At 28.1% G+C, this 417-nt stretch carries 1 protein-coding gene; it reads left to right on the forward strand.

Annotated elements, in window-relative coordinates; genetic code table 11:
- A partial coding sequence (locus tag CRV02_RS14560; RefSeq protein WP_164969033.1) for a TRAP transporter small permease occupies positions 1-417 on the forward strand: 417 nt, incomplete at both ends.

Here is a 417-nt window from a genome sequence, read left to right on the forward strand (position 1 = left end):
GTATTTGATGCTTCATTAACTTGGGCATCAGAATTAAGTATATTCTTATTCTTATGGAGTGTATTTTTTGCTGCAGCTTATTGTTTCAAAAAAGATGCACATATTGCTGTAACTATTGTTTTAGATGTTATGCCAACAAGAATTGCTAAAGTTATGTTACTAATTTCTCATGTAGTAACTCTTATTTTCTTAATAACAGTTTCTTTTTATGGTTATAAATATTTATTATTAGTTATTGACTTAGATGAAAGATCAATTGACCTTTGGAATATGCCAATGTGGATTGTATATTTAGTTATTCCTATTTCTTTTGCACTTGCAGCATATAGAGTATTAGAAAGACTTTATGTAATTGCTATAACAAGTCATGAAAAGATTTTACAAGAGAGTGAAGCTGAACATGTATTAGCTGAAATG

The organism is Arcobacter sp. CECT 8989 (genome assembly GCF_004116715.1).
In the GTDB taxonomy this organism is placed as follows: domain Bacteria; phylum Campylobacterota; class Campylobacteria; order Campylobacterales; family Arcobacteraceae; genus Halarcobacter.